Annotated in this window: 28 protein-coding genes and 1 tRNA gene; 11 read left to right on the plus strand and 18 right to left on the minus strand. The window is 69.2% G+C overall.

The annotated features are described in order from the left end of the window. Window positions 1–23: 23 nt before the first annotated feature. Window positions 24–113 (minus strand) — tRNA-Ser (locus tag ACE3TU_RS02010). Between the two features lie 252 nt (window positions 114–365). On the opposite strand from ACE3TU_RS02010, the gene ACE3TU_RS02015 reads away from it, so the two are divergent. Next, window positions 366–689 carry a hypothetical protein gene (locus tag ACE3TU_RS02015; RefSeq protein WP_374619554.1) on the plus strand — a complete coding sequence of 108 codons (324 nt, stop codon included), beginning with the start codon at window positions 366–368 and terminating at the stop codon, window positions 687–689. After that, complete coding sequence (locus tag ACE3TU_RS02020) at window positions 676–1,047, plus strand: MmcQ/YjbR family DNA-binding protein (protein ID WP_374619557.1); 372 nt, start codon at window positions 676–678, stop codon at window positions 1,045–1,047. The genes ACE3TU_RS02015 and ACE3TU_RS02020 overlap by 14 nt, the downstream gene beginning before the upstream one ends. Here the strand turns inward: ACE3TU_RS02020 and ACE3TU_RS02025 are convergent. Continuing rightward, complete coding sequence (locus ACE3TU_RS02025; RefSeq protein ID WP_374619560.1) at window positions 1,042–2,838, minus strand: hypothetical protein; 1,797 nt, start codon at window positions 2,836–2,838, stop codon at window positions 1,042–1,044. The two genes, ACE3TU_RS02020 and ACE3TU_RS02025, sit on opposite strands and share 6 nt — an antisense overlap. 117 nt (window positions 2,839–2,955) lie before the next feature. Between ACE3TU_RS02025 and ACE3TU_RS02030 the strand changes: the two genes are divergently transcribed. Further along, window positions 2,956–3,222, plus strand: coding sequence for a hypothetical protein (locus tag ACE3TU_RS02030; protein WP_374619563.1), 267 nt, complete (start codon window positions 2,956–2,958; stop codon window positions 3,220–3,222). 15 nt (window positions 3,223–3,237) lie between these two features. On the opposite strand, the gene ACE3TU_RS02035 is transcribed toward ACE3TU_RS02030, so the two are convergent. From ACE3TU_RS02035 to ACE3TU_RS02065, 7 genes are all read right to left on the minus strand, one after another. Further along, entirely contained in the window at window positions 3,238–3,435 is a 198-nt protein-coding gene (locus ACE3TU_RS02035; RefSeq protein WP_374619564.1) for a hypothetical protein, read from the minus strand. Between the two features lie 104 nt (window positions 3,436–3,539). Then, window positions 3,540–4,055 carry a CreA family protein gene (locus ACE3TU_RS02040; RefSeq protein ID WP_374619567.1) on the minus strand — a complete coding sequence of 172 codons (516 nt, stop codon included), beginning with the start codon at window positions 4,053–4,055 and terminating at the stop codon, window positions 3,540–3,542. Window positions 4,056–4,122: 67 nt separating this feature from the next. Next, the gene (locus tag ACE3TU_RS02045; RefSeq protein WP_374619570.1) at window positions 4,123–4,935 is read right to left on the minus strand and encodes an amino acid ABC transporter permease; all 813 of its coding nucleotides are present in this window, start codon (window positions 4,933–4,935) and stop codon (window positions 4,123–4,125) included. A 45-nt stretch (window positions 4,936–4,980) separates the two neighbouring features. Further along, window positions 4,981–5,778 carry a substrate-binding periplasmic protein gene (locus ACE3TU_RS02050; protein WP_374619572.1) on the minus strand — a complete coding sequence of 266 codons (798 nt, stop codon included), beginning with the start codon at window positions 5,776–5,778 and terminating at the stop codon, window positions 4,981–4,983. A gap of 84 nt (window positions 5,779–5,862) precedes the next feature. Beyond that, on the minus strand, window positions 5,863–6,195 hold the full coding sequence (locus ACE3TU_RS02055; RefSeq protein ID WP_374619575.1) for a SelT/SelW/SelH family protein: 333 nt from the start codon (window positions 6,193–6,195) through the stop codon (window positions 5,863–5,865). After that, window positions 6,192–6,626, minus strand: coding sequence for a Crp/Fnr family transcriptional regulator (locus ACE3TU_RS02060; protein WP_374619578.1), 435 nt, complete (start codon window positions 6,624–6,626; stop codon window positions 6,192–6,194). Before ACE3TU_RS02060 ends, ACE3TU_RS02055 begins: the two co-directional genes overlap by 4 nt. Before the next feature lie 12 nt (window positions 6,627–6,638). Beyond that, window positions 6,639–7,064: a Crp/Fnr family transcriptional regulator gene (locus ACE3TU_RS02065; RefSeq protein WP_374619581.1), complete on the minus strand. Its 426-nt coding sequence runs from the start codon at window positions 7,062–7,064 to the stop codon at window positions 6,639–6,641. Between the two features lie 158 nt (window positions 7,065–7,222). Here ACE3TU_RS02065 and ACE3TU_RS02070 point away from each other — a divergent pair, with 158 nt between their 5' ends. Next, complete coding sequence (locus ACE3TU_RS02070; protein ID WP_374619583.1) at window positions 7,223–8,194, plus strand: heparan-alpha-glucosaminide N-acetyltransferase; 972 nt, start codon at window positions 7,223–7,225, stop codon at window positions 8,192–8,194. Between the two features lie 70 nt (window positions 8,195–8,264). Further along, window positions 8,265–9,146, plus strand: a complete 882-nt coding sequence (locus ACE3TU_RS02075) for an NAD-dependent epimerase/dehydratase family protein (RefSeq protein WP_374619586.1) — start codon at window positions 8,265–8,267, stop codon at window positions 9,144–9,146. 2 nt (window positions 9,147–9,148) lie between these two features. Here ACE3TU_RS02075 and ACE3TU_RS02080 read toward each other — a convergent pair whose 3' ends face one another. Then, a complete protein-coding gene (locus ACE3TU_RS02080) occupies window positions 9,149–9,637 on the minus strand; it encodes a Crp/Fnr family transcriptional regulator (protein ID WP_374619589.1) in 489 nt (162 codons plus the stop codon). A 562-nt stretch (window positions 9,638–10,199) separates the two neighbouring features. Next, window positions 10,200–12,005 carry a translation elongation factor 4 gene (lepA, locus tag ACE3TU_RS02085; RefSeq protein ID WP_374619592.1) on the minus strand — a complete coding sequence of 602 codons (1,806 nt, stop codon included), beginning with the start codon at window positions 12,003–12,005 and terminating at the stop codon, window positions 10,200–10,202. Between the two features lie 180 nt (window positions 12,006–12,185). Here lepA and ACE3TU_RS02090 point away from each other — a divergent pair, with 180 nt between their 5' ends. Further along, window positions 12,186–12,656: a DUF1203 domain-containing protein gene (locus ACE3TU_RS02090; RefSeq protein ID WP_374619595.1), complete on the plus strand. Its 471-nt coding sequence runs from the start codon at window positions 12,186–12,188 to the stop codon at window positions 12,654–12,656. 32 nt (window positions 12,657–12,688) lie between these two features. Here ACE3TU_RS02090 and ACE3TU_RS02095 read toward each other — a convergent pair whose 3' ends face one another. Continuing rightward, window positions 12,689–13,021 (minus strand): hypothetical protein, encoded by a 333-nt coding sequence (locus ACE3TU_RS02095; RefSeq protein ID WP_374619598.1) that lies wholly within the window; start codon window positions 13,019–13,021, stop codon window positions 12,689–12,691. Window positions 13,022–13,130: 109 nt separating this feature from the next. Continuing rightward, window positions 13,131–13,301, minus strand: a complete 171-nt coding sequence (locus tag ACE3TU_RS02100; RefSeq protein WP_374619600.1) for a hypothetical protein — start codon at window positions 13,299–13,301, stop codon at window positions 13,131–13,133. Between the two features lie 99 nt (window positions 13,302–13,400). On the opposite strand from ACE3TU_RS02100, the gene ACE3TU_RS02105 reads away from it, so the two are divergent. The 3 genes from ACE3TU_RS02105 (at window position 13,401) to ACE3TU_RS02115 (ending at window position 16,393) form a co-directional block, all read left to right on the plus strand. Continuing rightward, window positions 13,401–14,333: a LysR substrate-binding domain-containing protein gene (locus tag ACE3TU_RS02105; RefSeq protein WP_374619603.1), complete on the plus strand. Its 933-nt coding sequence runs from the start codon at window positions 13,401–13,403 to the stop codon at window positions 14,331–14,333. A gap of 35 nt (window positions 14,334–14,368) precedes the next feature. After that, a complete protein-coding gene (gene mbfA, locus ACE3TU_RS02110; RefSeq protein WP_374619606.1) occupies window positions 14,369–15,352 on the plus strand; it encodes an iron exporter MbfA in 984 nt (327 codons plus the stop codon). 132 nt (window positions 15,353–15,484) lie between these two features. Continuing rightward, the gene (locus ACE3TU_RS02115; protein WP_374619608.1) at window positions 15,485–16,393 is read left to right on the plus strand and encodes a hypothetical protein; all 909 of its coding nucleotides are present in this window, start codon (window positions 15,485–15,487) and stop codon (window positions 16,391–16,393) included. Here the strand turns inward: ACE3TU_RS02115 and ACE3TU_RS02120 are convergent, their stop codons facing one another. Continuing rightward, a complete protein-coding gene (locus tag ACE3TU_RS02120; protein WP_374619611.1) occupies window positions 16,394–17,707 on the minus strand; it encodes a phenylacetate--CoA ligase family protein in 1,314 nt (437 codons plus the stop codon). A 252-nt stretch (window positions 17,708–17,959) separates the two neighbouring features. Here ACE3TU_RS02120 and ACE3TU_RS02125 point away from each other — a divergent pair, with 252 nt between their 5' ends. Beyond that, a complete protein-coding gene (locus ACE3TU_RS02125) occupies window positions 17,960–19,006 on the plus strand; it encodes a sodium:calcium antiporter (protein WP_374619613.1) in 1,047 nt (348 codons plus the stop codon). A 6-nt stretch (window positions 19,007–19,012) separates the two neighbouring features. On the opposite strand, the gene ACE3TU_RS02130 is transcribed toward ACE3TU_RS02125, so the two are convergent. Both ACE3TU_RS02130 and ACE3TU_RS02135 read right to left on the minus strand, forming a co-directional pair. Next, a complete protein-coding gene (locus ACE3TU_RS02130) occupies window positions 19,013–19,927 on the minus strand; it encodes a LysR family transcriptional regulator (RefSeq protein WP_374619616.1) in 915 nt (304 codons plus the stop codon). 288 nt (window positions 19,928–20,215) lie between these two features. Then, window positions 20,216–21,217, minus strand: a complete 1,002-nt coding sequence (locus ACE3TU_RS02135; RefSeq protein ID WP_374619619.1) for a rhodanese-related sulfurtransferase — start codon at window positions 21,215–21,217, stop codon at window positions 20,216–20,218. A 62-nt stretch (window positions 21,218–21,279) separates the two neighbouring features. Here ACE3TU_RS02135 and ACE3TU_RS02140 point away from each other — a divergent pair, with 62 nt between their 5' ends. Further along, on the plus strand, window positions 21,280–22,308 hold the full coding sequence (locus ACE3TU_RS02140) for an aldo/keto reductase (protein ID WP_374619625.1): 1,029 nt from the start codon (window positions 21,280–21,282) through the stop codon (window positions 22,306–22,308). A gap of 35 nt (window positions 22,309–22,343) precedes the next feature. Here the strand turns inward: ACE3TU_RS02140 and ACE3TU_RS02145 are convergent, their stop codons facing one another. Both ACE3TU_RS02145 and accD read right to left on the minus strand, forming a co-directional pair. Further along, on the minus strand, window positions 22,344–23,666 hold the full coding sequence (locus ACE3TU_RS02145) for a folylpolyglutamate synthase/dihydrofolate synthase family protein (RefSeq protein ID WP_374619628.1): 1,323 nt from the start codon (window positions 23,664–23,666) through the stop codon (window positions 22,344–22,346). A gap of 70 nt (window positions 23,667–23,736) precedes the next feature. Then, on the minus strand, window positions 23,737–24,696 hold the full coding sequence (accD, locus tag ACE3TU_RS02150; RefSeq protein WP_374619631.1) for an acetyl-CoA carboxylase, carboxyltransferase subunit beta: 960 nt from the start codon (window positions 24,694–24,696) through the stop codon (window positions 23,737–23,739). Window positions 24,697–24,769: the final 73 nt, after the last annotated feature.

Raw genomic sequence — 24,769 nt, forward strand, 5'->3', positions numbered from 1 at the left:
GCTTCCGATGCTCATCGGAGAAGTGGCGGAGAGAAAGGGATTCGAACCCTTGAGACGGTTCCCCGCCTACACACTTTCCAGGCGTGCGCCTTCGACCACTCGGCCATCTCTCCGCTCGCGCCCACCGGGCGAACTCGGTGCGCTCGCCTGCCGACCCGTGGGTCGGGGGGGAGGGCGGTCTACCGTCCCTCAGGCGCGGCGCAATATACTCAGGAAAGGCGAGGCCGCAAGCTGTTTGCGGCGAACCGGTGCGGTGTGCCCCCGGCGATGGTCGCGCGCTGCTTGTCGAGGCCCGTCGCGGCATGGCACAAGGAGGGAGGGCGCGCCGGCCTGTGCCGGGACGAAGGACTGAAACGGAACGGCCGATGCGGTTCGTGGTAAGGCTGCTGGGCACCTGGCTCGTCGGGCTGGCCCTCATTCTCTTGATCATCGACGGCACCCGCTCGCTGGGTGCCAACGGCTTGCTGGTGACGGCGTTCGGCGATGCCTGGACCTGGCTGCACGCCGACAGCCTCGCGGCGGCGCGGCAGTTCGTCCAGTCGCGCCTGTTCGGGCCGGTGATCGCGGCGACGGTGGAGGTCATCCTGTCGCTGCCCGGCTGGGTGGTGCTCGCCGTTCCGGGCGTGCTGCTCGCCTGGGCGGGGCGATCGCGCCGCACCCGGGTATTCGTGCGCCATGACCAGCTCTAGCGCCCCCGATCGCCTGGGCCTTCACGACCCCGACGGTTTTGCGGCCTTCGTCGCCGGCCTGCCGGGCACCGGCCTCGTCGAGCAGTGGGAGAGCCATGTCGCCAAGGTCGGCGGCAAGGTCTTCGCGCTGCTCGGCCGCGGCGGCGGCGCCGTCGCCTTCAAGGTGTCGGCGCTCTCCTTCGCCGGGCTCACCGATCTGCCGGGCATCGCGCAGGCCCCGTACTTTGCCCGGGGCCAGTGGGTCAGCGTCGCTCCCGGCGCCCTGGGCGAGGCCGAACTGGCCGACTACCTGCGCGAGTCGCACCGGCTGATCGCGGCGAGGCTGACGCAAAGGCTGCGCGCCGAACTCGGCCTATGAGCCGGGCGCGATGGCGAAGAGGTGCAGCGGCGAGCCCGGCAGGCTGCGCTCGCTGAGCCAGTCCGGCAGGTCCTCACGCGCGAGGCGGCGGCCCAGCGCCTCCGGGCCCGCCTCCGGCCCGACATCGGGCGGCACCCCGCCGGCGGCCAGCGCCGGGCAGAGCACCAGCCAGTCGAGGCCGCGGTGCCGGGCGATCGCGCGCGCCTCCTCGGCCGGGCCGGCAAAGAAGCGCAGCGTGTCGCGCAGCCCGGCCTCGGCCCGGTGATAGGGCGCCCCCACCACCGCGTGGCCGGTGAACGCCAGCAGGTGCGCACCGAGGTCGAGCGGCGCCATGACGCGGCCGGGGGGCAGGGCGGCGAGGCCGGCATAGGCCTGCGGTCTGAAGCAGTCCGCGGCGTCGAGACCGCCGGCGGCGAGCCCGGCCGGCGCACCGGACGCAGCGGGGGCGCCGGCGAGGGGGCTGGCCAGCAGGGTCAGCACCATGCCGGCAAAGCCGATCCAGCCGCCGACCAGCGCCAAGAGGGCGAGCGGGCGACGCTCGTGCTGCCACCCCGTCCGCGCCGTGGCGATGAGCGCCGCGCCGACCGACGGCGCGAGGCTGGCCCCGATGCGGGCGGCGCGCGCCTGCAGCAGCATCACCAGCAGCGCCAAGAGCAGGAACAGCGCCATGCTCAGCCAGCGCGCCAGCTCGGCCCTGGGTCGCATCGCCGCGGCCCACAGCGCGAAGCCCAGTCCGAGCAGCGTCGGCAGTCCGGCCGCGAGGACGAAGTCGGGTCTGTCGGCCAGCAGCGCCAGCGCCGGCTGCGCCTCCTCCACCCGGCTGAGCCAGTGACTGACCAGCCAGGGATCGAGCCCTCCATAGGGGCCGGCGCGGCATTCCGGGAAGGCCAGTGCCAGGGCGGCAACCAGCACGGCGGCCGCCGCGATGCCGGCCGGCAGGCGCAAGGACGCGGTCCTGAGGCGCAGCAGCGACAGCAGGACGAAGAGCGCGCCCGTCCCGATGCCGGCGGCAACGGTGACGATCGACAGCGCATCGCAGGCGGGGACCAGCCAGCGCTCCGGCGGCACGGTCGCCGCAAACAGCGCCGAGGCACCCGTTGCGAGGCCGATGCCGAACCCGCGCAGCGCCCGTCCGTGCCTTTCGTCCAGCACCCAGGCGAGGCCGAGCGATCCGACCGCCGCCAATAGGCCGGGAAGGCTCTCGAGGCCGACCGCCAGCCCCACGGCGGCCACGACGCCGGCGGCGAGGCCCAGGCGGGGCCGGGACAGCGCGCCGAGGGTGAGGTCGGCGAGCGCCAGCAGCAGCACCAGCTGCATCGCGTGGTGGTCGAGGCGCCCCGGGGCGAAGTCGGCAAACGTCACCACCGAGAAGGCGAACAGCAGCATGCCCGGTAGCGCCGCCGCGCCGCCGGCCAGCCGCACCGCGATCCGGCCGGAGAGCCACAGCGCCACGAGCAGCAGTCCCAGCGGGTAGAGCCAGGCCGCCAGCATCTCGGACCCCGGCCCCCCGAGCAGCGACCGGGCGGACACGATCAGCCCGGCGATCGGCAGGTCGGCGAGGCGCGACCAGTGCATCAGCACGCCGAACGGGGTATCGAGGCGATACTGCATCAGGTCGTACCAGCCCTGCCCGGCGAGCAGGTCGCGAACCTCGACGAGGCGCATGGCATCGTCGGTATCGGCGAGCAGCGGGGCGGCATCGGTCGCCTCGCGCAGCCCCAGCAGCACGACGGCCAGCGCCAGGCACGCCAGCAGCACGCGCCAATCGACTGAACTGCCTTTTGCCGTCATCCCTCGTCCTTTCGCCCCAGACTTAGCCGGGGGCGCTTAAGAACGACTGAAGCCTGTGGTTGACGAAGGGCGGAGGCCCCCATTTACTGTTCGTTAGCTATTGCCAAGGGGGGCAAGATGATTGCTGGGCTACTTTACGTCATCGGACTGATCGCCGCGCTCGTGACCGTCGCCATGGTCGGCTACAGCGCACCGCCGCTGGTGCAGGCGGTCATGACCGCGCTCGATGGGCCGAACGCCAACCTGTTCGTCGCGCTCGGCGACGCGGCGCGGGCCCTGTCATGGGCGCTCGGGCCGTTTGTCGGCGGCATCGTGCTGATGGGCCTGGGGCGCATCATCATGCTGCTCGGCGCCATCAACCGGGCGCTGCGCGGCACCGCCTGAGCGCCGCGCCGCAGCTCAGATCAGGCTGGCCGCGGCCGGCACGATGGCCTGGTCGAATGCCAGCGCAAAGGCCATCGGGGCCAGGGCCAGCGCCAGTGCGAGCGGCTGCCTGACCCTCGCCACGCGGGCGATGAGGAACAGCGAGACGATCAGGATCAGCGAGGCGAACAGCACGGCGGCGTGCTGCTGCAGCAGCGGTAGCCAGGTTTCCATCGCAAAGCCTCCCACGGGTGCCGGTCAGTCGACCTGCTTGTCGCGCGCGCGCCCTTAGGGTCCGGTTGCGCCGATCCGTGGCCATTGCCTCAAACTGCGCCGATCTATACCCCGCCTGCGCCGGCCGGCGCGCCCTTGCTCCAGGTGACGTCGGCGCCGTTGAGCGGGACCACCGACAGGCTCATCTTGCCCGAGCCCAGCTGCAGTTCGCGGGCATGCGCCAGATAGACCAGCGCGTTGTTCTCCGCATCGTAGATGCGGCTCACCCTGAGGCTCTTCCAGATCAGCGAGCGCGACTGCTTGAAGATTTCCTCGCCCCCCTTGGCGAGGCTGATGTCGCCCACCGTGATCGGCCCCTGCGCGCTGCAGTCGACCGCCGAGTAGGACGGGTCCTCGAACCAGTTGCCCTGCTGCAGGCGGTCGATCAGGCTGCGGTTGAAATAGGCGACGTGGCACACCACACCGGCCACCTCCGGGTCGGGCACCGCCTCGATGGCGATGTCGTTGCCGGTCCAGTCGACCCCGACGCTGCCCACATTGGTGGCCGTGTTGTTGCCGCAGGCCGCGAGCCCGCCGGCGAGAACGAGGGCAAGGCCGATCGAGGCGAGGCGCTTGAGCATGGCGGGCATCCGGGGTTGGGTTTGACGACGGGCGTGATGTGGGGACCGCCCGTCCCTCACGCAAGCGTCAGCGCTCGGATAGTTTGAGCCGCCGCTCCAGCAGCCGGACCAGCAGCGACAGCGAGATGGTCATGCTCAGATAGAGGAAGGCCACCACGTTGTAGGTCTCGAAGAACTTGAAGCTGCCCGAGGAGTAGACCTTGCCCAGCTGCGTGATGTCCTGCACGCCCAGCGCCGAGACCAGCGCGGAATCCTTGATCATCGAGACGAAATCATTGCCCAGCGGCGGCAGGATGGTCCTCAGCGCCTGCGGCCAGACGATGTGCCGGAAGGTGTTCCAGCGGTTGAGTCCGAGGGCCCGCGCCGCTTCGATCTGGCCGCGGTCCACCGCCTCGATGCCGGCCCGGAAGATTTCGGCGATGAAGGCCGAGTAGCACACCGTGAGCGCGACGATGGCGCGCAGCGTGAAGTCGAAGCCCCGCACCGTCACCGGGGCGACGAGGCCGGCCTCGATCAGCGGGCCGGCCAGCCAGTTCGCCGCGACCACCATGGCCGGCGCCCCCACGAAGGCGACGTAGAACAGCGCCACGAGGATGGGGATGCCGCGGATGATCTCGATATAGAAGGTCGCGACCTGCTCGAGCCAGGCGCGGCCCGAGGTGCGGGCGAGGGCAATGGCGAGACCGAGCAGCGCCGCGGCGCCGAAGGCGACGAACGTCACCCACAGGGTCGTGAGCATGCCCTTGCTGAGGGTTGCGAAGATTTCGGCATAGCCGGCGTCCGCGACGATGGCCCACAGGGTGGTGAGGCCGAGCAGCGCGATGGCGAGCAGCCACCACGGAAACCGGGATGCTGGCGATGAGCGGAAGGGGCGGGCCATGCGGGGGAGCAGGCGCGACCATGCCGCGCCCGCCTCGCTGCGTCGTCAGCCGTTCTGGCCGTAGTCGAAGAACCACTTCTTGATCAGAGCATCGAGCGAACCGTCGGCCCGCATCGCATCGAGTGCCGCGTTGAACGGCGCCACGAGGTCGGAGCCCGGCGTCAGGATCAGCCCCAGCGGCTCGGACTTGATCGGCTCGCCGACCTGCTTGAAGGCGCCCGGATCGGCGCCGATATAGCCGGCCGATGCCGCCTGGTCGGCGATCACCGCGTCGACGTCGCCCGATTTCAGCGCCTGCACCGAGGCCCCGAAGGTGTCGAACAGCTTGACCCGCGGATTGGCCTCGTCGCCGTCGAGCACGTCGTAGATGGCGGTATAGAAGGCCGAGGTGCCCGACTGGGCGCCGAACAGCAGGCCGGTGTCGTCCTTGAAGCTTTGGATGCCGGTGATGCGGGCCTCGTCGGCGCGCACGAGGAAATACTGCTCCACCGTGATGAACGGCGCGGTGAAGTCGATCTGCTCCTCGCGCTCGGCATTGATGGTGATGCCGTCGGCCCCGACGTCGAACTGGCCGGTCCGCACCGCTTCGATCATCACGTCCCAGGCGGACAGGTTCCACTCGACCTTGGCGTTGAGGCGCGTGGCGATCTCGTTGATCAGGTCGTACTCGAGGCCGATGCCCTCGCCGGTCTTGGGGTCGGCGAAGTTCAGCGGATAGTAGGCATTCTCGGTAACGGCCCGGATGGTGCGACCGCCCAGGTCGGGCAATCCCTGCGCTGCGGCGGGAAGGGCGAGGCCGAGCACCAGCAGCGGCGCGGCGATTGCGGTCAGAAGCGATTTCATGAGTCGGCGATCTCCCGAAGGTTGCGCCGGACGAACTCCGGGCCCGGCATTGCGGCGGACAATATGCGTGTTCCTGCGGCTCTCTCAACCGGATTCTGGGCGGTTCCCGGTCCCCCCGTGTCCCGCCGCCGGGCCACGCGGCCGGTCGACGTGACCGAGGTCGCGGCCCGGATCGATGCGGTCGCGCACCAGCTGCTTGAGCTGCCGCGCATCGGGAAAGCCACCATCGCGCTTGCGCTCCCACACCAGCTCGCCGTCGATATGGATTTCGAAAATGCCGCCGGTTCCCGGCCTGAGGCTCACCTCGCCCAGTTCGAGGCTGAAGGTCGAGAGCACTTCCTGCGCCATCCAGGCGGCCCGGAGCAGCCAGTTGCACTGCGTGCAATAGGTGATGGCGAGGTGCGGGCGCTCGCTCATACCTGTGGATCCGCCCAGCTCGAGAACACCGCGCTGGGCAGGATCAGTACATCCTCCTCCGCCTCGAGCTGTTCCTGCTTGAGCGTCACCAGCTGCGCGGTGGTGGTGTTGACGCGCTGCGCCAGCAGCCGGGCGATCTGCAGCAGCCAGGCGGGGTGCGCCTCGAGCACGTTGAGCGCATCGGCGATGACATAGAGTTGCACGTCCGTCACCGCCCGAACCGTGGCGCTGTGCGGGCGATCGAGCAGCACGCTCATTTCCCCGAAGATCGCGCCGGGCTGGCGGATGGACGAGACGAACCTGCCGTCGCGCAGCACCTCCACCTCGCCTTCCTTCAGCACGATCAGCGATCCGGTGCGGCCGCCCTGTCGGATCAGCTCCGCGCCGGCGGGATAGAAATCGAACTTCAGCCAGCCCTGGTTGTCGGCCACTCGCATGCTCCGCTATTTGAGAAGATCGAAAATCCGGTCGAACATGTCGCGGTCCTCGCGTGCCTTGGCCTGCTGGCGCAGGTCGACGAGCAGCGCCGTGGTCTTGTGCAGCCGCACCGCCAGTTCGCGGGCAAGGTGCCGCGCCACCGCGGGATGCTCGTCGAGGAAGCGATCGGCATCCTCGGCGACGTAGAGTTCGGCGCCGTTCCGCGTCCTCACCGTGGCCGTGTGCGGCTGCCCGAGCAGCACCGCCATGTCGCCCACAACCGAGCCGGGTTCGGCGATGCCGGCGACCGAACTGCCCTGGCGCACCACTTCGAGATCGCCGGATTTGAGGATGTACAGCCGCCCGGTGCTGCTGCCTTCGGAAAACACCACGGCCCGCGGCCCCAGCTTGAACAGCGGCAGCGACTTGGCGGCTTCGAGAATGTGCTGCATGGAGGGGCGGTCCGGTTCGTGCTGCCGCGATGCTAGCCGAGGTTGCGGCGCTTGGTAAGCGCCGCTGCGGCGCGCGAAAGCGGGGGATGGGCTGTGGCCGTGCTTGAGCGCCGGCGGCGGATCGCTATGGTCGGCGCGGCCCGACGGAGGGGTTCGGCGTGATCGCGAAACCGGCGCCAGGGGCGCGCTACCAGTGGCTCGACCTGATGCGCGGGCTGGCCATCCTCGCCATGATCGTCTTTCACATCGCCTGGGACCTCTACTATTTCGGCTACAGTTCCGTCGATGTGACCGTCGCGCCGGGCTGGGTACTGTTCCAGAAGGCGATTCTCTCGAGCTTTCTGCTGCTGGTCGGGGCCGGCCTGATGCTCGCCCATCGCGGCGCGATCCGCTGGCGGGCGTTCTGGCGGCGCTTCGCGCTCCTCGTGGCCGCGGCGCTGCTTGTCACCGCCGGGACCTACTGGATGTTCCCCGACTATTTCGTGTTCTTCGGCGTGCTGCACGCCATCGCCGTCTTCTCGCTGGCCGCGCTGCCGCTGCTGCGCCTGCCGCCTCCGGCGATCCTCGCCGTCGGGCTCGGCGTGCTGGCTGTCTCGTTCGCCATCTCCGACCCGGTGTTCTCCAGCCGGGAGCTGGGCTGGATCGGCTTCTGGCCGGTGTCCCCTCCGACCAGCGACGTGGTGCCGGTCTTTCCCTGGTTCGGCGTGGTGCTGATCGGCGCCGCGCTGACCGGCCTCGTGCGCGGCACCCCGCTCTGGGTCCGCCTCGCCGGCTTCCGCACCGGGCAGCCCGTGGCGCGCGGCATTGCCGTCATCGGTCGCTGGAGCCTGCCGGTATATCTCGTGCACCAGCCGCTGATCATCGCGGCGCTCTATGGCCTGATGCAGCTGCAGGCCCCGGCGCTGGCGCCGCCGGTGCCGTCGACCGCCGACGCGTTCCTGCTCAGCTGCGGCGCCAGCTGCAGGGCGACGGACGGCGATGCCGGCCGCTGTGAGCGTTATTGCGCCTGTGCGCTCGAACAGGTCGAGCAGAACGGCCTCTGGGCGGTGATCGACGCCCCGGCGCGCACCGCCGAGGAGCAGCGGCAGGTCGATGCGCTGGCGCGCCTCTGCACTGCGATGGCGCGGTGAGGACTGCCGTCGCGGGGTTCAGTTCCGCTGCCCGTCGGTGCTATAGGCGGGGCCGACATCGAGGAGGACTATGCTGATGCAGATCGTGGTGACGGGTGCTGCGGGGACGCTGGGAAGCAAGCTGTGGCCGCTGCTCGAAGCGGCGCCCTGGTGCAGCGGGGCCACCGGCATCGACATCCGGCCCCGGCCCGAGGGCAGCCGGCACGGCTCGATCGTCGCCGACCTGCGCGATCCGAACGATCAGCGCTGGATCGCGCTCGTCGAGGCCGCCGACGCCGTGGTGCACTTCGCCACCCTCGATCCGGCCCCGGCCTCGAGCTGGGCGTCTGCCACAGCCGCCATCGACATGACGGCAAACCTGCTCGCCCATGCCGGGCGCCGGCGGCCCTGCCGCTTCATCTTCGCCTCCTCCAACCATGCCATGGGTGGCTACAAGGACCTGCCGATCCCCGGCGACGGCAAGCTCCGCATGGGCACCGAGCCCAGGGCCGGGACGCGCTTCTTTCTGGGTGGAGGTGCCTATAGCCGCGGCGCCGCCTACGGGGCCTCCAAGCTCCTCGGCGAGCGCGTCGTCGGGGCGATGGCGGCCGCTTCCGGGGGGCTGCTGAGCGGGGTGTCGCTGCGCATCGGCTACTGCCAGCGCGGCGAGAACCGGCCGGCGACCCTGCTCGGCTCGGGCGGCGGGCCGCCCCAGGCCTGGCACGGCCAGCCCGAGGCCGACCAGCGCCGCGACCTCACCTGGTTCCGCAACATGTGGCTGTCGGACGGCGACTTCCGGCGCCTGCTCGAGGCGGCGCTGACGGCGGAGACCCGCGCCTGGCCCGGCCCCGCCATCGTCGTCAACGGCGTCTCGGCCAATACCGGCATGGCCTGGGACCTCGACGAGGCCCGCCGCTGGATCGGCTATGTCCCGCAGGACGATGTGTGGGCGGGCCTGGCCGGGACGGACTGACCCTATTCGTGCAGCAGCTGCGTGACGCGCGGACCGCGCCGCGGCGGCGCCGGCGGCGGCGGATTGGTGAGGGCCTGCAGGATGCGCCCGAACACGCCCTGCTCCTCATGCCGCTCCGCCGCCTGCTTGCGCAGTTCGACGAGCAGCGCCGAGGTGGCGTCGAGCCGGGCGCAGGCGAGCGTGGCGACGTGCAGCGCCACCAGCGGCGTGCGCTCGAGAAAGCCGATCGCGTCCTCGATCACCCGGACCGTGGCGGCGCTCTCGGCGGTGACGTCGGCGGTATGGTCGGTGCCCAGCAGCACCGACATCTCCCCGATCAGCGCGCCGGGTTCCTCGATACGGGCGATGGTGATGCCATTGCGCTCGACCAGCAGCCGGCCATGCTCGAGCACGTAGATCTCGCCGGAGAAATCGCCTTCGCTGATCAGCCGTTCGCCGGCGCGCAGCGCCCGACTGGGCTGGGACTGGACGAGGGGCAGGATGCTGGCCACGTTGAGATGCTCCCGGGTTCGATCGCCTCAAGCATAGCCGCTGCCGGACGGTGTTGCCAGCCGCCCCGAATCCGACCGCAAGCTCCACCCGGCACGGGCCGCGGGCGCCCCGAGGGCCTGCTTCCGGCGCCGGAGCCAGTCCCGACGAGGTGGCCCGCATTCCCGCGCCAAGCAGTGCGACAGTAACGACGTCGTGAGTAGCCCGTGATCGCCGGTTGCGCGCCGATCTAGTCGGCGGTTACGTCGAACGTCGAATATATTCGACATCCGATCCTGTGCTTGATATTCAGCTGTCGGCAGTGTTGCAGTATTCGACCAGTACGCTTCCGTTCCCCCGACTGCATTCCCAAATCGATCGTGAGGTCCGGAGGCCGAGCCGGATGCCCGTCCTGTCCCACGACAGCCGACGGGCATCCGGTAACACCCGCTTGTCGGCCGCAGCGCTGCCGTGACTCGATGCAGCCCGCGACCGGCCGCATCCGGAGTTCCTCCGCTGGCATCGGGAGCACTGCTTCAAGCACTGATCGCGACAAGTGCCCGCGCCGTCGGTGCGGGCCGCCGGCTACTCGTCGCCCATCTTCAGCGCTTCGATGAACGCCTCCTGCGGGATTTCCACGCTGCCGAACTGGCGCATGCGCTTCTTGCCGGCCTTCTGCTTTTCGAGCAGCTTGCGCTTGCGCGTGGCGTCGCCGCCATAGCACTTGGCCGTCACGTCCTTCCTGAGCGCCCGCACCGTTTCGCGCGCGATGATCTTGCCGCCGATTGCCGCCTGGATGGGGATGACGAACAGGTGCGGGGGGATCAGTTCCTTGAGCTTTTCGCACATCTGCCGGCCGCGGCTTTCGGCGGCGGTGCGGTGCACCAGCATCGAGAGCGCGTCGACCGGCTCGGAATTGACAAGGATCGAGAGCTTGACCAGGTCGCCCTCGCGGTGGTCGGCCAGCGTGTAGTCGAAGCTGGCATAGCCCTTCGACATCGATTTCAGCCGGTCGTAGAAGTCGAACACCACCTCGTTGAGCGGCAGGTCGTATTCGATCATCGCCCGGTTGCCGACATAGGTCATGTTGCGCTGGATGCCGCGCCGGTCCTGGCAGAGCTTGAGGATCGAGCCCAGGTACTCGTCGGGCGTCAGGATGGTCGCCTTGATCCACGGCTCGCGGATCTGCTCGATCCGGGTGACCTCGGGCAGGTCCGCCGGGTTGTGCAGCATGAGCTGCTCGCCCGAGGTGAGCTCCACCTCGTAGACGACGCTCGGGGCGGTGGCGATCAGGTCGAGGTCGAACTCGCGCGCCAGCCGCTCCTGGATGATCTCGAGATGCAGCAACCCCAGGAACCCGCAGCGGAAGCCGAAGCCGAGGGCGGCCGAGGTCTCCATCTCGAAGCTGAACGAGGCATCGTTGAGCCTGAGCTTGCCCATCGCCTCGCGCAGCGCCTCGAAGTCGGAGGCATCGACCGGGAACAGCCCGCAGAACACCACCGGCTGGGCCGGCCGGAAGCCGGCGAGCGCGGCGGCGGTAGGGCGCCGGTCGTCGGTGATGGTGTCGCCGACATTGGTGTCGGCCACCTGCTTGATCGAGGCGGTGAAGAAGCCGATCTCGCCCGGCCCCAGCTCGGTCACGTCGACCAGCTTGGGGGTGAACACGCCGACCCGGTCGAGTTCGTAGGTGGCGCCGGCATTCATCATCCGGATCTTCTGGCCCTTGCGGACGGTGCCGTCGATGACGCGGATCAGCACCACGACGCCCAGGTAGGTGTCGTACCAGCTGTCGACCAGCAGTGCCTTCAGCGGCGCGGCGATGTCGCCCTTCGGGGCCGGCAGGCGATGCACGATCGCCTCGAGCACGGTGTCGATGCCGAGCCCGGTCTTGGCGCTGATCTCCAGCGCATCCGAGGCATCGAGTCCGATCACGTCCTCGATCTGCTGCTTGACGCGCGGCACGTCGGCAGCGGGCAGGTCCACCTTGTTGAGCACGGGGACGATCTCGTGGTCGACCTCCATGGCGTGATAGACATTGGCGAGCGTCTGTGCTTCGACGCCCTGGCTCGCATCCACCACCAGCAGCGAGCCCTCGACGGCGGCGAGCGAGCGGTTCACTTCATAGGCGAAGTCGACATGGCCCGGCGTGTCGATCAGGTTGAGGACATAGTCCTCCCCGTTCTGCGCGCGATAGTTGAGCCGCACCGTCTGCGCCTTGATGGTGATGCCGCGCTCGCGCTCGATATCCATCGAATCGAGCACCTGCTCCTTCATCTCGCGCGCCTCGAGCCCGCCGGTCATCTGGATCAGGCGGTCGGCCAGCGTCGACTTGCCGTGGTCGATATGGGCGACGATGGAGAAATTGCGGATGTGATCGAGGGGAACGGCCATGCATCTTCCGGGGGTTCGCGCGCAGAGGCGCCGCTTGCCCGGCTGATAGCAGAGCCGCGCCCCCCGGGGTAGATGGTTTATCGGCGGTTAAGGCGCGTCGTCCCGGCCGTCGGAACCGGGTCGCCGCGCCCTGGCGGGTCGTGCTTGATGCCGGTCGCAACCCGACCCTCGGAGACCGCCATGCGCCTTGCCTGTTCCGGAATGCCCAGCACCCTTGCCGCCGCCTACCGCGCCGGCGCCCTCGATGCCAACGGCCAGCCGCCGGAGCGACACGTCTCCGATGGCGACGGGGTACCGTGCCGGCACTGCCTCGGCCTCGTCGCGGCGGGCGAGCCCTACCTCGTACTCGCCTATCGTCCGTTTCCGCGGCCGCAGCCCTATGCCGAGGTCGGACCGGTCTTCCTGCATGCCGAGCCCTGCCCGGCCTGGGTGCCCGCCGATGGGCTCCCGCCGCGCGAGCGGCAGGGCGGCGGGCGCATCCTGCGCGGCTACGGCCTCGACGACCGCATCGTCTACGGCACCGGGCGGGTGGTGGCCAATGCGGACATCGCGGCGGAAGCGGCCGATCTGCTCTCCCGGCCGGACGTCGCCTACCTCCACCTGCGATCGGCGGCGAACAACTGCTTCACCCTGCGCATCGACCGGGCCTGAGCCTCGCGGGGCCGCCGGTCGGCGGCGAGCCCTCAGCGCAGGCAGTAGAATCCGCGCGTGCCGCCTTCCGAGCTGACGGTGCAGTTGGGATGGTGCGCCGACGGATAGCGGTAGATCCAGTAGTCGGTGCCGAACATGCGGTAGACGCAGACCAGCGCCGGATTACGGCCGATGATCTCGATCCTGAGTTCGCGCGGACGCGAGGACTGCGTGGTGGCGATCCACGCCGAGCTGCCGGTGTGGCTGACCCGCGCCTCGGCATTGTCGGGGCAGATATGGAACTCGCTGTCGGCGGCGAGGGCCGGCAGGCCGGGGGCGGCGAACAGGCTGGCGACGAGGGCCAGTACGGGCAGGACGTGACGCATCGGTGATCTCCTCGGGGCCGGCTTGGCGGCGTGTGAGGCAGAGCATCGTGCCGACGCCGTGAACCGGAACTGAATGCGGCCTGACAGAAAAGCCAATTGCGCCAGTTGGTTAACGGCTCCTGAGTGGCCCGGTCGGAGCTCCGTCCTCGCAGCACGGATGCCAGACGGGCAGATCGGCCAGGTCGCGCGGGCTCATCGTGCTGACCGGATCGGGATCGATGCGGTTCGCGGTGGTGATCTCTGCCAGGAGGCGGCGGATCCAGGTGAAGATTTTGTGCATGGCAGGTTCTCCTTTCCGGGCTTGCATGGGCTGTGTTATCCTTCTGCTCGGCTGCATTCGACAATCGACAAGAGCTGGCGAGCACTTTAGATTATCTACATGGCGAGCCCGTTCCCCATCCCCCTCAACGCCGTCCGCGCCATCGAGATTGTCGCGCGTCGCGGCGCTCTGGCGCCGGCCGCCGAGGAACTGGGCGTGACGCCCGGGGCGGTGAGCCAGCACCTGCGCCGCGCCGAGGAGCGGCTCGGGCACGAGCTGTTCGAGCGGACGCCGCAGGGCCTCCGGCCGACCCCGGCGCTGCGCCAGATCCTGCCGCAGCTGAGTGCCGGCTTCGCCCAGCTGGCCGATGCGCTCGCCATGCTGCGGCAGGGCGACGAGCACGTGCTGACACTCACCGTGGGCAGCGTCTTCGCCTCGCGCTGGCTGGTCTGGCGGCTGGGCAAGTTCTCTGCGCTCCATCCCGAGATCGAGGTGCGGCTGGTGGTGACCGGGCAGATGATCGATCTCGTGCATTCGGACATCGACTGTTCGATCCGCTTCGGGCGCGGCAACTGGCCCGGGGTGCGGGCCGTGCGGATCGGCGGCGCGCGCTACAGCCCGGTCGCGGCGCCGCCGCTCGCGGCGCTGCTCGCAACGCCGGCCGACCTTGCCCGGGTGCCGATCATCCGCGATACCGCCTCGATGCTCAGCTGGTCGGACTGGTCGGCGGCGGCCGGCATCGCGCCACCCGAAATCGCCGGGCCCCGCTACGACGATCCGGCGCTGGCGTTCGACGCGGCCATTTCCGAACAGGGCGTGCTGCTGGCGGTCGACATGATGTCGGCCGATGCGGTGAGCGACGGCCGGCTCCGGCGGCCTTTCGCGCTCTCACTCGACAGCGACATGGGCTACTGGTTCGTCATCCGCGAAGGGCGGCGGGAGCCCAGGAAGACCCGCCTGTTCCGCGACTGGCTGCGCGCCGAGGTGCCGGATTCGGCCGATGGCTACGTGGCGCAGGTGAAGCGGAGGCGCTTGCCGGACGTGAGGCTCTAGATTAGAATAGTTCTAATCTAGGGGGCCAAGCTGCCATGCTGACACGACTTCTCCACCAGGGTCGCCGCGACTTCGAGAGCCTCGACGAGCGCGAAATCCTCTCCCTCGCCGTAGCCGCGGAGGAGGAGGACGGCGCCATCTATGCCGAGATCGCCACCCGGCTCAGCGGCACCTATCCGGCCTCGGCCAGAGTGTTCGAAGGCATGGCCGCCGAGGAGGACGAGCACCGGCGGCGCCTGCTCGACCTCTATACCGACAAGTTCGGGCCGCGGCTGGTGCCGATCCGCCGCGAGCATGTGCGCGGCTTCATCAGCCGCAAGCCGATCTGGCTGATGCAGGCGATGAGCCTCGAGCAGGTGCGCCAGCTGGCCTGGGAAATGGAAGAGGGAGCGGTGCGCTTCTACCAGGTGGCGGCGGCCCGCACCACCGACGTGGCGGTTCGCAAGCTGCTCGGCGATCTCGCCGCCGACGAGCGCAAGCACGCCGATCTGGCCGACCGGCTGGAGAGCGCCGCGCTCGGCCCCGAGGAGCGGGCGTCCGAAAAGAGCGAGGAACACCGCCAGTTCGTCCTCACCTACGTGCAGCCGGGCCTGGCCGGGCTGATGGATGGCTCGGTCTCGACGCTGGCGCCGGTCTTTGCCGCCGCGTTTGCCACCGGCGATACCTGGCAGACCTTTCTCGTCGGCCTCGCCGCCGCGGTCGGCGCCGGCATCTCGATGGGCTTCACCGAGGCGGCGTCCGATGACGGCAAGCTCACCGGGCGCGGTTCGCCGGTCAAGCGCGGCCTCGCCGCTGGGGTGATGACGACGGTGGGCGGGCTCGGCCATGCGCTGCCCTACCTGATCCACGATTTCTGGATCGCCACCCTGGTCGCCGGCCTCGTCGTGGTGGTGGAACTGTGGGCCATCGCCTTCATCCAGCAGCGCTACATGCAGACCCCGTTCTGGCGGCCGGTGCTGCAGGTGGTGCTCGGCGGGGCGCTGGTATTCGCCGCGGGAATCCTGATCGGCAGCGCCTGATCGCGGCCATCAGCGCCGCCGCTGCGGCCCTTCGGCAACATCCGCGGACGAAATGCGGGCACAAGGCCGGCGAACATCTTGCCGATATTGTTCGGCGGATGCAGAATCGGCCGCAGGCTGGGGATTTCGATCATGTCGATACTGCGCTTGAGCAAGGCGACGCTGCTGGCCAGCGTATTCTCCTTGCCGCTGAGTTTTGCCGCGGTTGCCGCGGACCTGCTGATTCTGTCGCCCGAACCGGTATCCGACCAGGACATCGACTTCGTGCTGCCGGCGGTCTCGGGGCCGAACGGCAAGCTCGAACTCGATCTGGGCATGGTCACCGATCCCGCGAACGCCACCTTCCGGGCGGCGGGCTCGGTGTCGCTGCCCGTGGGCGACATGTTCGGCATCCAGGCCGATGCCGCGATCGGCAGCATCGGCGCGGACTGGGCGGTGAGCGGGGCGCTCCATGCATTCACCCGCGATCCTTCCTCCTACCTGCTCGGCGTCACCGCCGGCATCGTCGTGGCCGAGGGCGCCTGGCTGGCCGGCATCGGCCCCGAGGCCGAGCTCTACCTCGATCGCCTCAGCCTCGAGGGTTGGGCCGGCTGGGCCGCGCTCGAATACGAGGACGCCCTGCTGACCGACGAGAGCGGCATCTTCGTCATCGGCGACATCGCCTGGTATCCGACCGACGACTGGCGCCTGAGCGTCGGCGGCGCCTCGGTGCTGGGGCGCGAATCGCTGCGCTTGGCAACCGAGTACCAGTTCGCCGATTTCGGCATGCCGTTCTCCGGCACGGGTGAACTGCGCGCCTACGATACCGGCGCCTTCTCCGCCAAGATCGGCATCAAGGGCTACTTCGGCGCCCCGGACAAGAGCCTGATCGACCGCCACCGCGAGGACGATCCGCCGAACCGCGCGCTCGACCTGTTCGGCGGCGCCGGCGACCTCATCTTCGCCGAGGCGGAAGAGGGGCCGCTGGTGGACGGCGAGGGCTGCATCATCGGTGTGGAAGAGTGGATCGAGGGCGAAGGCTGCATGCCGATCCCGGACTGATCAGGGACTGGCCGACCACTCGTTGACGTATTCGAGGTATTTGCCGCTCGGTGCCGGACGGATGTCCGCGACCGGCACCAGCGTCAGTTCGGCGTCGGCGAAGAACATGCGGCGGAACATCTCGCGCACCCCGTCCGCATCGATGCTGGCGCCAGCGCCGCGCGGCACGTAGCGGGCCTCGAAGGCGCGCGGGCCGACCTGGGCGAACTGCCACAGGCTGCAGTCGAGCATGTCCCGCGCCGCCTCCTGCATCATCCCCACCGCCTGCCGGCCATCGGGATGAGTGAAGATGGCGAGGCTGCGCCCCTCGATGCCGGCCAGCACCGGCAGGCCGCGTCCACAGCCGCAGGGCGGCCCGAAGCGGGCGAAATCTCCCTGTTCGTAGCGGATCAGCGGCTGCGCCGTGCTGACGAACGGGGTGACGATCACCCGTCCGCTCTGCCCCTCCGGCACTGGCCGCCCCGCCGCGTCGACGATCTCGACCAGGGCGCTCTCGGCGTGGACGTGCAGTCCGGCCTGCCGCTCGCAGGGATGCGCGATCTGGCCCGCCTCCTTCGAGCTGTAGGTCTCCATGGTCCGGGCGCCGAGGCCGCGCCGGATCGCCAGCCGGTCGGCCTCGGTCAGCCGCTCGCCATGCGTCATCGCGCAGTCGAGCCTGAGCGTCGCGCCGGTGCGCAGGGCCAGAAGGGCGAGGATGTGCAGCGTCTTGGGCCCGGTCGAAAAGTAGCGGCTGCCGGTGCGGGCGAGAAACTCGAGCAGCTGCTCGTTGCTGGCCTCCCGGTTGATCCGGAACGCCCGGCCCCGTCCCGCTTCGGCAAGCCAGCCCGGGCCCCACGGTCCGAGCGGCTGTCCGTCGGGCCAGGCCGCCGCCGCGCTGTCGCCATCGCGGGCCGTATAGACCGCCGACCAGTCGAGGCCGGACCAGCCATGCGCCCGCCAGCGATTGGCATTGGCGGCAATGACGGTCAGCCGGTTGGTGGTGATCCGGATCGGCCGTCCGGTGGAGCCCGAGGTCTCGACGGTCCCGGTCGCGCCGTGGCCGGGTGGCAACTCGCTTGCCAGCATGGCTTCGCGATGCTCCGCCATGTCGGTTCGGGTGACGATGGGGATCTCGTGCCAGCGGTCCCAGTCGATGTCGCCGCCCGCCGTGAACACCGGGTCGAGCCGCTTCTCGTAGAAGGGGACATGCCGTCTGGCGTGGTGCAGCAACTGCGCCAGCTGGCTCCGCTGGTAGTCGACCAGCGTCGCCGGCGGCCAGTACTGGCTCTCCATCAGCATCTCGAAGAACTGGCGCTGCAGGTCGGCGGGCTTCATGCGCCCAGTATGGCGGCGACGGCAGCGTGGCGGCAAGTCCATGCCCTCCCCGCGGCGATTGAGCCGTTCAGCATCGTGACCGCAATGCGGCCGAAAGGCGTTCGGCAAGGCGGCAGGATTCCGCGCCGCGGTCCACGCCCTGTTGCGGCACCGGTCGATATCCGCTTGTGGCCGCGGCGCGCGCTTGCCAAGGTACCCTTCCGCGGACCTCCGTCCCGCTTCTTCCTTCACGTGGTGACGCGACCGCCAGCGATGCCGTTCCTCTCGGACGCCCACACCTACCCGCTGTGGCTCAACCTCGTCGCTTTCGCCGTCGCGGCGGCGGTGGTGTGGGTCGGCGGCACGCGCCTCACCGGCTTTGTCGACCAGCTCAGCAGCCGTACCGGCATGGGGCAGGCCTTCGCCGGCATGCTGCTGCTGGGGGCGATCACCTCGCTGCCCGAACTCGCCAACGCCGTCACCGCGTCGGTGCTCGGCGATCCGGCGCTGGCGGTCAACAATCTGCTCGGCGCTGCCTCGATCACCATCTTCCTGCTCGCGCTCAGCGATGCGCTGGTCGGCCGCGAGGCACTCACCGCGGTGGTGGCCAAACCCTCCACCTTGATGCTGAGCGTGCTCGGCATGCTGGTGCGCGTCCTGGTGGCGGTTGCCGTCGTCACCGGCGACGTGCCGGTCTTCGGGGTCGGCGCCTGGGGGCTGGTGATCGCGCTGGTCGCCATCGGCGCCTTCTGGCTTGCCGCCGGCTACGGCGCGCGCAGCCCCTGGGGCGTGCTGCAGCCCGGCGTCGCGCCCGTCGAGGACGAGGCCGGCGGCGCAGCGGCGCACGGGCGCTCGGTGCGGCGGCTGGTGCTCGCCATCGCCGCGAGCGGCGCGGTGATCTTCGTTGCCGGAATCGTGCTCTCCCACATGGGTGAGGCGATTGCCCGGCAGACGGGTCTCGGCAGCGGGCTCGTCGGCTTCCTGCTCATCGGGGCCGTCACCTCGATGCCGGAGTTGAGCACCATGGTCGAAGCCCTGCGCCGTCGCCGCTTCGAACTGGCCTTTGGCCAGGTGCTGGGCACCAATCTCGTCAATATTGCGATGATCCTCGTCGCCGATATCGCCTTCTCGGGCGGCCCGGTGGTCAATGAGTTGGGCCGCTTCGAGGTCATTTCTGCCCTGCTCGGCGCCATGCTCATCGGTGTCTTCCTCGTCGGCCTTCTGGAGCGGCGCAACCGCACGGTCCTGCATATGGGCTACGATGCGCTGGTCGTCGTCGTCCTGTTCCTCGCCGGCGTGGCCCTTCTCACCCGGCTGTAGCGCCCGTCATCCCGGGAGACGCGACTCGAGCACGGTTCCGACCCTGCCGCACTCGGCAGCGATCTCGGCGGCGAAATCGGCCAGCATGGCGCGCTCCAGCACCCCGGCGTTGCGGACCACCATGGCGATGTCGCGGTGCACCGGGTCGACGTCCGACGGCACGATCTCGGCGAGCCGCCCCTCGGCGATATCGTCCCGAACCGCCGAGTGGACGAAGAAGCCCACCCCCTCGCCCTTGATGGCGATGCGGCGGGCGGGCCCGGTGGGCAGTTCCACCGAGACCGGCGCGCGCCTGAACAGCGCCAGCGCCGCATCCGGATAGACCTGCCACCAGTTGATCGAGATCAGCCGCGGCACGCGCTTCAGCACGTCGTCCATCCGCGGGCCCGGCCCGAGTTCCGCAGCGATCGCCGGAGTAGTGACCATCGGCACGCGCTCGCGCATGACGAGCAGCGGCTCGAGATCGGTGATCAGCGGGTCGAGATTGGGCCAGCACAGGATGCCCAGTTCGATCTCGCGCTCGCGCAGCATGGCGGCGATCTGGTTCTGCCGCCCCTCGTTGATTACCACGTCGACCGAGGGGTATTTCGTCTGGAAGCGCAGCAGCGACTCGGTGATCAGCGGCGAGACGAGACTCCTGAGCGAACCGATCGAGACGCGGCCGCGCTCGACCCGGCGCAGCGCCTCCTTCGCCTCCTGCGCGGCCGACAGGATGCGGCGCGCATAGGGCAGGAAGGTCATCCCCTGGTCGGTCAGGCTGATCGTGCGGCCGCGGTGGAACAGCGGCACCCCGAGCAGGTCCTCGAGCGCCCGCATCCGCATCGACACCGTGGCCTGGGTGACGTTGAGCCGCGCCGCCGCCCTGGTGAAGCTCAGGTCCTGCGCGATGCGGTCGAAGGTTCTGATCTGGTCGAGGTCCATGAATCGAAGTGGCTTATGCGAGGGGGCTGGGCGGGGCGGAATACGGACTATCCATTGGATAGGCTGATGGCGGGGCGTGGTGCAAGGGGGACTGAGGCATCCGGGCCGCTGCACACCCCCAGCCATCCTCCCCCTCGAAGAGGCAGGAGCCGCAGCCCGGCACCGGCGGTTGAGTCGTCTGCCTTCCCCCTCAAGGGGAGAAGGGAGGCCCGACTGCTGCCAAAGCCATTTGCGTTGCCCTCTTGAGGGGAAGGATCAAGGGTGGGTGCGATGCACACCGGCCGCGCGTCAGGCTTTGTTCCGCGATGCTTCCCGTCGTTCGCGTTTCGCGGCCTTGTTCCGTGCCGCCGCCTCCGCCGCATCGTCGCCCAGATGCGCATCGCCGCGGGCCCTCGCCAGCGCCATCTGCCGTTCGCGTTCGAGCACGCCCTGCGGCGTTGCGGCGGCGCAGGCGGGGCAGAGGTTGCCAACCGCTTCGTCGGGGCGCATTGGCTTCCGGCAGGCCCGGCAGAGCAGCGCCTCGCCCTGCCGGAGTCCGTGGGTGACGGCGACGCGCTCGTCGAAGACGAAGCACTCGCCATGGAAGCGGCTTTCGGCCTCGGGGACGGTCTCGAGGTATTTCAGTATGCCGCCCTTCAAATGGAACACCTCCTTGAATCCCTTCGACAGCATGTAGCTCGAGGCCTTTTCGCAGCGGATGCCGCCGGTGCAGAACATGGCGACCTTCGGGTGGCGGGCCGGATCGAGGCTGGCGACATAGTCCTTGAACTGGGTGAAGGAGTGTGTCGCGGGGTCGCGGGCATTGCCGAAGCTGCCGAGGCGGAATTCGTAGTCGTTGCGCGTGTCGATCAGGGTGACGTCGTTGCGGGCGATCAGGCTGTTCCAGTCGGCGGGCTCGACATAGGTGCCGACGGCCAGCGCCGGGTTGGCCTCGGGGGCGCGCAGAGTGACGATTTCGGGCTTGAGCCGCACCTTCATGCGGTGGAACGGCAGGCTTGTGGCGGACGAGAGCTTCGCTTCGGCGCCGTCGAGGCGGCCAGCCCAAAGTGCAGCCGACCGGAACCATGCCATCAGTTCGTCGATGGCCGCGGGGGTGCCGGCAACCGTACCGTTGATCCCCTCCGGCGCAAGAATGAAGGTGCCGCGAATCCGCCTTGCACAGCAGAACTGCGCCAGTTCGGGCTTCAGCGCGGCGCAATCGGGCAGGGCGGCGAATTTGTACAGCGCCAGAACCTTGTAGGGACCCGGGCTTTGAGGCAGTTTGGCGGCGATTTCAGCGGGCTCGGTCATGGCCGGGCCGGTGTAGCATCCGCCGGGCGCAACCGGCAAATCGGAGCAATCAGGAGACCAGCATGACCTATCGGGCCAGTGACGCACGCTATGGCGGCGGCATGCAGTATCGCTATTGTGGCCGCTCCGGGCTCCGGCTCCCGGTGATCTCGCTGGGCCTGTGGCAGAACTTCGGCGGCACGCGCGACTACCCCTCCGCCTTCGAGATCCTCTCCTACGCCTTCGACAAGGGCGTCACCCATTTCGACCTCGCCAACAATTACGGGCCGCCGCCCGGCGCCGCCGAAGAGCTGTTCGGCGACATGATGGCGCGCGATTTCCGCCCCTATCGCGACGAGATGATCATTTCGAGCAAGGCTGGCTGGGAAATGTGGCCGGGTCCCTACGGCAATTTCGGCTCGCGCAAGTACCTGATCGCCTCGGCCGACCAGAGCCTCAGGCGCATGGGGCTCGACTATGTCGATATCTTCTACTCGCACCGCTACGATCCTGCGACCCCGCTCGAGGAAACCATGGGGGCGCTGGCGCAACTGCATCGGCAGGGCAAGGCCCTCTATGTCGGCATCTCGTCCTATCCCGAGGCCCAGACGCGCGAGGCGCACCGGATTCTCGCCCAGATGGGGGTCCCCTGCCTGATCCACCAGCCGAGCTATTCGATCCTCAACCGCTGGATCGAGGACGACGACACCATCGGGGCGTGCGGCGAGCTGGGGATCGGCATCATCGCTTTCTCGCCGCTTCAGCAGGGCATCCTGAGCGGCAAGTACAACCGGCTGCAGGGTGACCTCGCCGGCACCCGCGCCGCCGAGAACTACTCGCTCAATGCCGGCCGACTCGAATCGCGGGTGCTGGAGGCGGTCGAGCAGCTGGGCGAGATTGCCAGGGCTCGCCGGCAGTCGCTGGTGCAGCTGGCGCTCGCCTGGGTGCTGCGGCGCAAGGAGATGACCTCGGCGCTGATCGGGGTTCGCACGCTGGAGCAGCTCAAGGACTGCCTCGGTGTGCTCGACAATCTCGCGCTCGAAGACGGCGAGGTCGCCGCGATCGATGCGGCGGCGGCGGGCGGGCTGGTCAACGGTCGCCCCGGGCGGTAGCGGGTCGGTAGGGCGGCAAGGCCACACCCCTCGTGTCAGGTCGGCGGCGTGCCGTTCTGGTGCAGCACGTGGCCGGCGAGGTACAGCGAGCCGGCGAACACCACCCGGACCGCGGCGCCCGGCGCCGCAGCGCCGGCCAGGGCGCTGAGGATGGAGCGGGACTGGACCGCGTCGAAGCCCGCGGCCCGGGCCTGCTCGACGATCACCGGCGCCGGGTGGGCATTGGGCTCGCCGGGGATGGTGAGGGCGAAGAGCTTCTGCACCTTGCCGGCGAACGGACCGAGGAAGTCCGACGGCTTGCGGGTGTTCATCAGCCCCATGACGATCACCAGCGGCAGCGGCCGGCGCGCCTGCATCTCGTCGAGCGCCACGGAGAGGGCCGCCGCGCCGTGGGCATTGTGCCCGCCGTCGAGCCAGAGCTCCGATCCTGCCGGCAAAAGCTGCAGCAGCGTACCGGTGACCGGCTGCAATCGGGCCGGCCAGTTCACCTCGCGCAGGCCTCTCGCGATATCGGCCTCGCTGATGGGCAGGCCGAAATGCCGCACCGCGGCGATCGCCACCGCGGCATTGTCGAACTGGTGCGGGCCGGCCAGTGCCGGTGGGGGCAGATCCAGCAGGCCGTGCTCGTCCGAATAGATGAGGCGGCCGTTTTCGGCGTGGCCCTCGAAGTCCTCGCCGGCGATCACCGGGCGAATCCCCAGCCGGGCCGCCGCCCGCACCAGCACGTCGCGGCCCTCGTCGCGCTGCCGGGCGAACACCGCCTTGGCGCCACGCTTGAGGATACCGGCCTTGCTGACCGCGATCTCGGCCACGGTGTTGCCGAGGAAAGCCTGGTGGTCGAGGTCGACCGGTGTGATGATCACGCCGAGCGGATGCTGCACCACGTTGGAGGCATCATAGGTGCCGCCCATGCCGGTTTCGAGCAGCAGATAGTCGGCCTCGACCTCGGCATAGAGCTTGAAGGCCGCCGCCGTGGTGATCTCGAAGAAGGTGATCGGGTCGCCGCCATTGGCCGCCTCGCAGAATTCCAGCGCCCGGTTCAGTCTGCGTGAGGAGACCAGCCTGCCGGCCAGCCTGATCCGCTCGTTGAAGCGCACCAGGTGCGGCGAGGTCATCACATGCACGCGCTTGCCGGCGGCCTCCAGAAAGGCGCGCAGATAGGCGACGGTCGAGCCCTTGCCATTGGTACCGGCGACGTGGATCACCGGCGGCAGGATTGCCTCGGGGTGGCCGATCTTGCCGAGCAGGCGCTCGATGCGCTCGAGGCTCAGGTCGATCAGCTTGGGATGCAGCGCCAGGAGGCGCCGGAGGATGGCGTCGGTGCGGGACACGGGGACGAGGTTCTCGAACAGCAGCACGGCGCGCTTCTAGAGCATTTGTCGGCCCGATGAAATCGGCCAGCCCCGGATATCGGGATGGTCGCCGCGGCTATTCGGCGTGCGCCGCTTCGGCAATGGCGGGCAGGTCCTGGCCCGAACTGGTGTTGATCGGCGTGGCGAGCCGCGCCGGCGCGGTGGCACTCAGCTCCTCGCGCGCCTCGGCCCGCGTCAGGATGCCGACCAGCGAGCCGATCGTCTCGCGCAGGTTGTGCCGGTGCACCACCATGTCCACCATGCCGTGCTCGTACAGGTACTCCGAACGCTGGAAGCCCTTGGGCAGCTTTTCCCGGATGGTCTGCTCGATGACGCGCGCTCCGGCAAAGCCGATCAGCGCGCCGGGCTCGGCAATGTGCACGTCGCCAAGCATGGCATAGGAGGCGGTGACGCCCCCGGTCGTCGGGTTGGTCAGCACAACGATGAACGGCAGGCCCGCTTCGCGCAGGCGCAACACCGCCACAGTAGTCCGCGGCAGCTGCATCAGCGACAGGATTCCTTCCTGCATGCGCGCCCCACCCGAGGCGACGAACAGGATGAAGGCGGTCTGGTTGCGCACCGCTGTCTCGAGCCCGGTGACGATCGCCGAACCGGCGGCCATGCCGAGCGAACCGCCGAGGAAATCGAAGTCCTGCACCCCGACGGTGACCGCAGTACCGAACAGCTCGCCGGTGGCAACCAGCACCGAGTCGTCCATGCCGGTCTTCAGCCGCTGGTCCTTCAGCCGATCAGTATAGCGCTTGGAATCACGGAACTTCAGCGGGTCCTGTGCCACTGCGGGCAGCGGCACGCTCTGGTAGCGCCCCTCGTCGAGAAAGGTCGACAGCCGGTCGGTGGCCTTGATCTTCATGTGGTACCCGGAATTGGGCACCACCCACATATTGGCCTCGAGGTCGCGATAGAACACCATCTCGCCCGACTCCGGGTCCTTGACCCACAGGTTCTCCGATCCGGTGTCCTTCGGCTTGAGGAAGGAGCGGATGCGGGGACGGACGACGTTGTTGATCCAGTTCATCTGCCTAGCGCCTGTTGGGGTCCGGCTTTGCGGGCGTCGCAAACCGACAACCGCTGCGGGCCTATAGGGTGAT

Source organism: Devosia sp. (assembly GCF_041917035.1).
GTDB lineage: Bacteria > Pseudomonadota > Alphaproteobacteria > Rhizobiales > Devosiaceae > Devosia_A.